2 tRNA genes and 3 rRNA genes are annotated in these 5,312 nt (G+C 54.3%); all 5 read left to right on the top strand.

The window, feature by feature from the left end:
* Positions 1 to 117: 117 nt before the first annotated feature.
* The 5 genes from ETC07_RS14925 (at position 118) to rrf (ending at position 5,291) form a co-directional block, all read left to right on the top strand.
* A 16S ribosomal RNA gene (locus tag ETC07_RS14925) occupies positions 118 to 1,655 on the top strand.
* Between the two features lie 70 nt (positions 1,656 to 1,725).
* Positions 1,726 to 1,802 (top strand) — tRNA-Ile (locus ETC07_RS14920).
* Between the two features lie 111 nt (positions 1,803 to 1,913).
* Positions 1,914 to 1,989: transfer RNA gene (locus ETC07_RS14915), tRNA-Ala, on the top strand.
* Between the two features lie 210 nt (positions 1,990 to 2,199).
* A 23S ribosomal RNA gene (locus tag ETC07_RS14910) occupies positions 2,200 to 5,086 on the top strand.
* A 90-nt stretch (positions 5,087 to 5,176) separates the two neighbouring features.
* A 5S ribosomal RNA gene (gene rrf / locus ETC07_RS14905) occupies positions 5,177 to 5,291 on the top strand.
* Together the 16S, 23S and 5S rRNA genes with 2 tRNA genes alongside form the textbook arrangement of a ribosomal RNA operon.
* Positions 5,292 to 5,312 lie beyond the last annotated feature (21 nt).

The raw sequence follows: 5,312 nt of genomic DNA, 5'->3' as shown, positions 1-5,312 counted from the left end.
GGGATGTCGGTGACTAGTCACTGAATATCAAGACAAGCGACTCGTCAAGAGAACGTTTGAATCTTGAACCAAGTTTGGTCCGCTTCCTTCTTTGAAGGTCAAGGACTATCAAGCTTTTAACTGAAGAGTTTGATCATGGCTCAGATTGAACGCTGGCGGCAGGCCTAACACATGCAAGTCGAGCGGAAACGATCCTAGCTTGCTAGGAGGCGTCGAGCGGCGGACGGGTGAGTAATGCATAGGTATCTGCCCGGTAGTGGGGGATAACTTGAGGAAACTCAAGCTAATACCGCATACGCCCTACGGGGGAAAGCAGGGGATCTTCGGACCTTGCGCTATCGGATGAGCCTATGTCGGATTAGCTAGTTGGTGAGGTAATGGCTCACCAAGGCGACGATCCGTAGCTGGTCTGAGAGGATGATCAGCCACATCGGGACTGAGACACGGCCCGAACTCCTACGGGAGGCAGCAGTGGGGAATATTGGACAATGGGCGAAAGCCTGATCCAGCCATGCCGCGTGTGTGAAGAAGGCCTTCGGGTTGTAAAGCACTTTCAGCGAGGAAGAATGCTTGTGGGCCAATACCCTGCAAGAAGGACATCACTCGCAGAAGAAGCACCGGCTAACTCCGTGCCAGCAGCCGCGGTAATACGGAGGGTGCAAGCGTTAATCGGAATTACTGGGCGTAAAGCGCGCGTAGGCGGCTTGATAAGCCGGTTGTGAAAGCCCCGGGCTCAACCTGGGAACGGCATCCGGAACTGTCAGGCTAGAGTGCAGGAGAGGAAGGTAGAATTCCCGGTGTAGCGGTGAAATGCGTAGAGATCGGGAGGAATACCAGTGGCGAAGGCGGCCTTCTGGACTGACACTGACGCTGAGGTGCGAAAGCGTGGGTAGCAAACAGGATTAGATACCCTGGTAGTCCACGCCGTAAACGATGTCGACTAGCCGTTGGGGTCCTCGAGACCTTTGTGGCGCAGTTAACGCGATAAGTCGACCGCCTGGGGAGTACGGCCGCAAGGTTAAAACTCAAATGAATTGACGGGGGCCCGCACAAGCGGTGGAGCATGTGGTTTAATTCGATGCAACGCGAAGAACCTTACCTACTCTTGACATCGAGCGAACTTTCCAGAGATGGATTGGTGCCTTCGGGAACGCTCAGACAGGTGCTGCATGGCCGTCGTCAGCTCGTGTTGTGAAATGTTGGGTTAAGTCCCGTAACGAGCGCAACCCTTGTCCCTATTTGCCAGCGATTCGGTCGGGAACTCTAGGGAGACTGCCGGTGACAAACCGGAGGAAGGTGGGGACGACGTCAGGTCATCATGGCCCTTACGAGTAGGGCTACACACGTGCTACAATGGTCGGTACAATGGGCTGCAATCTCGCGAGAGGGAGCGAATCTCATAAAGCCGACCTCAGTTCGGATCGGAGTCTGCAACTCGACTCCGTGAAGTCGGAATCGCTAGTAATCGTGCATCAGAATGGCACGGTGAATACGTTCCCGGGCCTTGTACACACCGCCCGTCACACCATGGGAGTGGACTGCACCAGAAGTGGTTAGCCTAACTTCGGAGGGCGATCACCACGGTGTGGTTCATGACTGGGGTGAAGTCGTAACAAGGTAGCCGTAGGGGAACCTGCGGCTGGATCACCTCCTTAAACGACCCGTCATCGCCACCCGGCAAGTGTCCACAATGAATTATCTGATCGGTCAGAGCAAAGACTGTTTGGGTCTGTAGCTCAGTTGGTTAGAGCGCACCCCTGATAAGGGTGAGGTCGGCAGTTCAAGTCTGCCCAGACCCACCAAATTTTATCCAGTCCTGCGTTGCTTCGGCACTCGTGTAGCAGGCTACACATCGCGCCAAAGCGCCTTGGCATGAATAAAATTCCTGCCAAATGCACGGACAGGATATCAGAGGGGCCTTAGCTCAGCTGGGAGAGCGCCTGCCTTGCACGCAGGAGGTCAGCGGTTCGATCCCGCTAGGCTCCACCATCTCCCCAACAGTCTGTTTTTTTTGTTTCGATGCCAGTGGCAAGCGTTAGTTTTAGCGTTTCTCACTGTTTTCTGAACAGTCGCTCTTTAACAATGTGAATCATGCTGACAAAGTCCCTTCCCTACCCGGGGAAGGGCATGAGATACGTCTCAAGCGTATCCGGCAATTGTCGTTGTTGTCATCGCGGATCAGACCCCTTGGGGTTATATGGTCAAGCGATGAAGCGCATACGGTGGATGCCTAGGCAGCCAGAGGCGATGAAAGACGTGGAAGCCTGCGATAAGGTTCGGCGAGGTGGCAAACAACCTGCGACCCGGACATTTCTGAATGGGGAAACCCACCTATCATCAGATAGGTATCGTGCACTGAATACATAGGTGTACGAGGCGAACCGGGGGAACTGAAACATCTAAGTACCCCGAGGAAAAGAAATCAACCGAGATTCCCCCAGTAGCGGCGAGCGAACGGGGACCAGCCCTTAAGCATGTGACTGATTAGGCGAACGAGCTGGGAAGCTCGGCCATAGCAGGTGATAGCCCTGTAGCCGAAAATCTGATCATGTGAAATCGAGTAGGTCGGGGCACGTGAAACCTTGACTGAAGACGGGGGGACCATCCTCCAAGGCTAAATACTCCTGGCTGACCGATAGTGAACCAGTACCGTGAGGGAAAGGCGAAAAGAACCCCGGAGAGGGGAGTGAAATAGATCCTGAAACCGTATGCGTACAAGCAGTGGGAGCAGACACGTTCTGTGACCGCGTACCTTTTGTATAATGGGTCAGCGACTTATTTTCAGTGGCGAGCTTAACCGACTAGGGGAGGCGTAGAGAAATCGAGTCTTAACTGGGCGACCAGTCGCTGGAAATAGACCCGAAACCGGGCGATCTATCCATGAGCAGGTTGAAGGTTGAGTAACATCAACTGGAGGACCGAACCAGGAACTGTTGAAAAAGTTTTGGATGACTTGTGGATCGGAGTGAAAGGCTAATCAAGCCCGGAGATAGCTGGTTCTCCTCGAAAGCTATTTAGGTAGCGCCTCACGTATCACCGCCGGGGGTAGAGCACTGTTTCGGCTAGGGGGTCATCCCGACTTACCAACCCGAGGCAAACTCCGAATACCGGTGAGTGCAGCGTGGGAGACACACAGCGGGTGCTAACGTCCGTTGTGAAAAGGGAAACAACCCAGACCGTCAGCTAAGGTCCCGAAATCCTGGTTAAGTGGGAAACGATGTGGGAAGGCTCAGACAGCTAGGAGGTTGGCTTAGAAGCAGCCATCCTTTAAAGAAAGCGTAATAGCTCACTAGTCGAGTCGGCCTGCGCGGAAGATGTAACGGGGCTCAAACCAGGTACCGAAGCTACGGGTTCATCGAATGATGAGCGGTAGAGGAGCGTCGTGTACGCCGACGAAGGTGAGTCGAGAGGCTTGCTGGAGGTATCACGAGTGCGAATGCTGACATGAGTAACGATAAGGGGAGTGAAAAACTCCCCCGCCGGAAGACCAAGGGTTTCTGTTCGACGCTAATCGGAGCAGAGTGAGTCGGCCCCTAAGGCGAGGCCGAAAGGCGTAGTCGATGGGAAACGGGTCAATATTCCCGTACCTCACTGTATTGCGATGGGGGGACGAAGAAGGCTAGGTGAGCCAGGCGTTGGTTGTCCTGGTGAAAGTCAGTAGGCTGGGAAATCAGGTAAATCCGGTATCCCAAGGCCGAGAGACGAGACGAACAGACTACGGTCTGGAAGTCATCGATGCCACGCTTCCAGGAAAAGCCTCTAAGCTTCAGATACAGTGAGACCGTACCCCAAACCGACACAGGTGGTCAGGGTGAGAATCCCAAGGCGCTTGAGAGAACTCGGGTGAAGGAACTAGGCAAAATGGTGCCGTAACTTCGGGAGAAGGCACGCCGGTATTAGGTGAAGCCCCTTGCGGGTGGAGCTGACGCCGGTCGAAGATACCAGGTGGCTGCAACTGTTTATTAAAAACACAGTACTCTGCAAACGCGTAAGCGGACGTATAGGGTATGACGCCTGCCCGGTGCCGGAAGGTTAATTGATGGTGTTAGCTTCGGCGAAGCTCCTGATCGAAGCCCCGGTAAACGGCGGCCGTAACTATAACGGTCCTAAGGTAGCGAAATTCCTTGTCGGGTAAGTTCCGACCTGCACGAATGGCGTAATGATGGCCACGCTGTCTCCACCCGAGACTCAGTGAAATTGAAATCGCAGTGAAGATGCTGTGTACCCGCGGCTAGACGGAAAGACCCCGTGAACCTTTACTATAGCTTCACACTGGACGCCGATGTTGCTTGTGTAGGATAGCTGGGAGGCTTTGAAACGTGATCGCCAGATCACGTGGAGCCACCCTTGAAATACCAGCCTGGCATCATTGGCGTTCTAACTCTGGTCCGTGATCCGGATCGAGGACCGTGTGTGGTGGGTAGTTTGACTGGGGCGGTCTCCTCCCAAAGCGTAACGGAGGAGCACGAAGGTACCCTCAGCACGGTTGGAAATCGTGCATTGAGTGCAAGAGCATAAGGGTGCTTAACTGCGAGACAGACACGTCGAGCAGATACGAAAGTAGGTTCTAGTGATCCGGTGGTTCTGTATGGAAGGGCCATCGCTCAACGGATAAAAGGTACTCCGGGGATAACAGGCTGATACCGCCCAAGAGTTCACATCGACGGCGGTGTTTGGCACCTCGATGTCGGCTCATCACATCCTGGGGCTGAAGTCGGTCCCAAGGGTATGGCTGTTCGCCATTTAAAGTGGTACGCGAGCTGGGTTTAGAACGTCGTGAGACAGTTCGGTCCCTATCTGCCGTGGGCGTTGGAGATTTGAGAAGCGCTGCTCCTAGTACGAGAGGACCGGAGTGGACGACCCTCTGGTGTTCCGGTTGTCACGCCAGTGGCATTGCCGGGTAGCTAAGGTCGGACGGGATAACCGCTGAAAGCATCTAAGCGGGAAGCCTCCTTCAAGATGAGATCTCCCCGAGGCCTCGAGCCTCCTGAAGGGTCCAGCAAGACGAGCTGGTTGATAGGTCGGGTGTGGAAGCGCTGCAAGGCGTTGAGCTAACCGATACTAATGGCCCGTGAGGCTTGACCATATAACACCCAAGTGGTCTGTGACTGACAACAGACGACAGCTGGATACGATGAGACATATCTCGTCAGCATGATTCACATTGCCTTTTTCGCCTGACGACCATAGCGTGCGGGAACCACCTGATCCCTTGCCGAACTCAGCAGTGAAACCGCTCAGCGCCGATGGTAGTGTGGGAGTTCCCATGCGAGAGTAGGTCATCGTCAGGCACTTATTACGAGAAAACCCCG

The organism is Halomonas borealis, assembly GCF_004798905.1.
GTDB lineage: Bacteria > Pseudomonadota > Gammaproteobacteria > Pseudomonadales > Halomonadaceae > Halomonas > Halomonas borealis.
The sequence above is the reverse complement of the archived record's forward strand: the minus strand, read 5'-3'. Positions and strand labels throughout refer to the sequence as shown.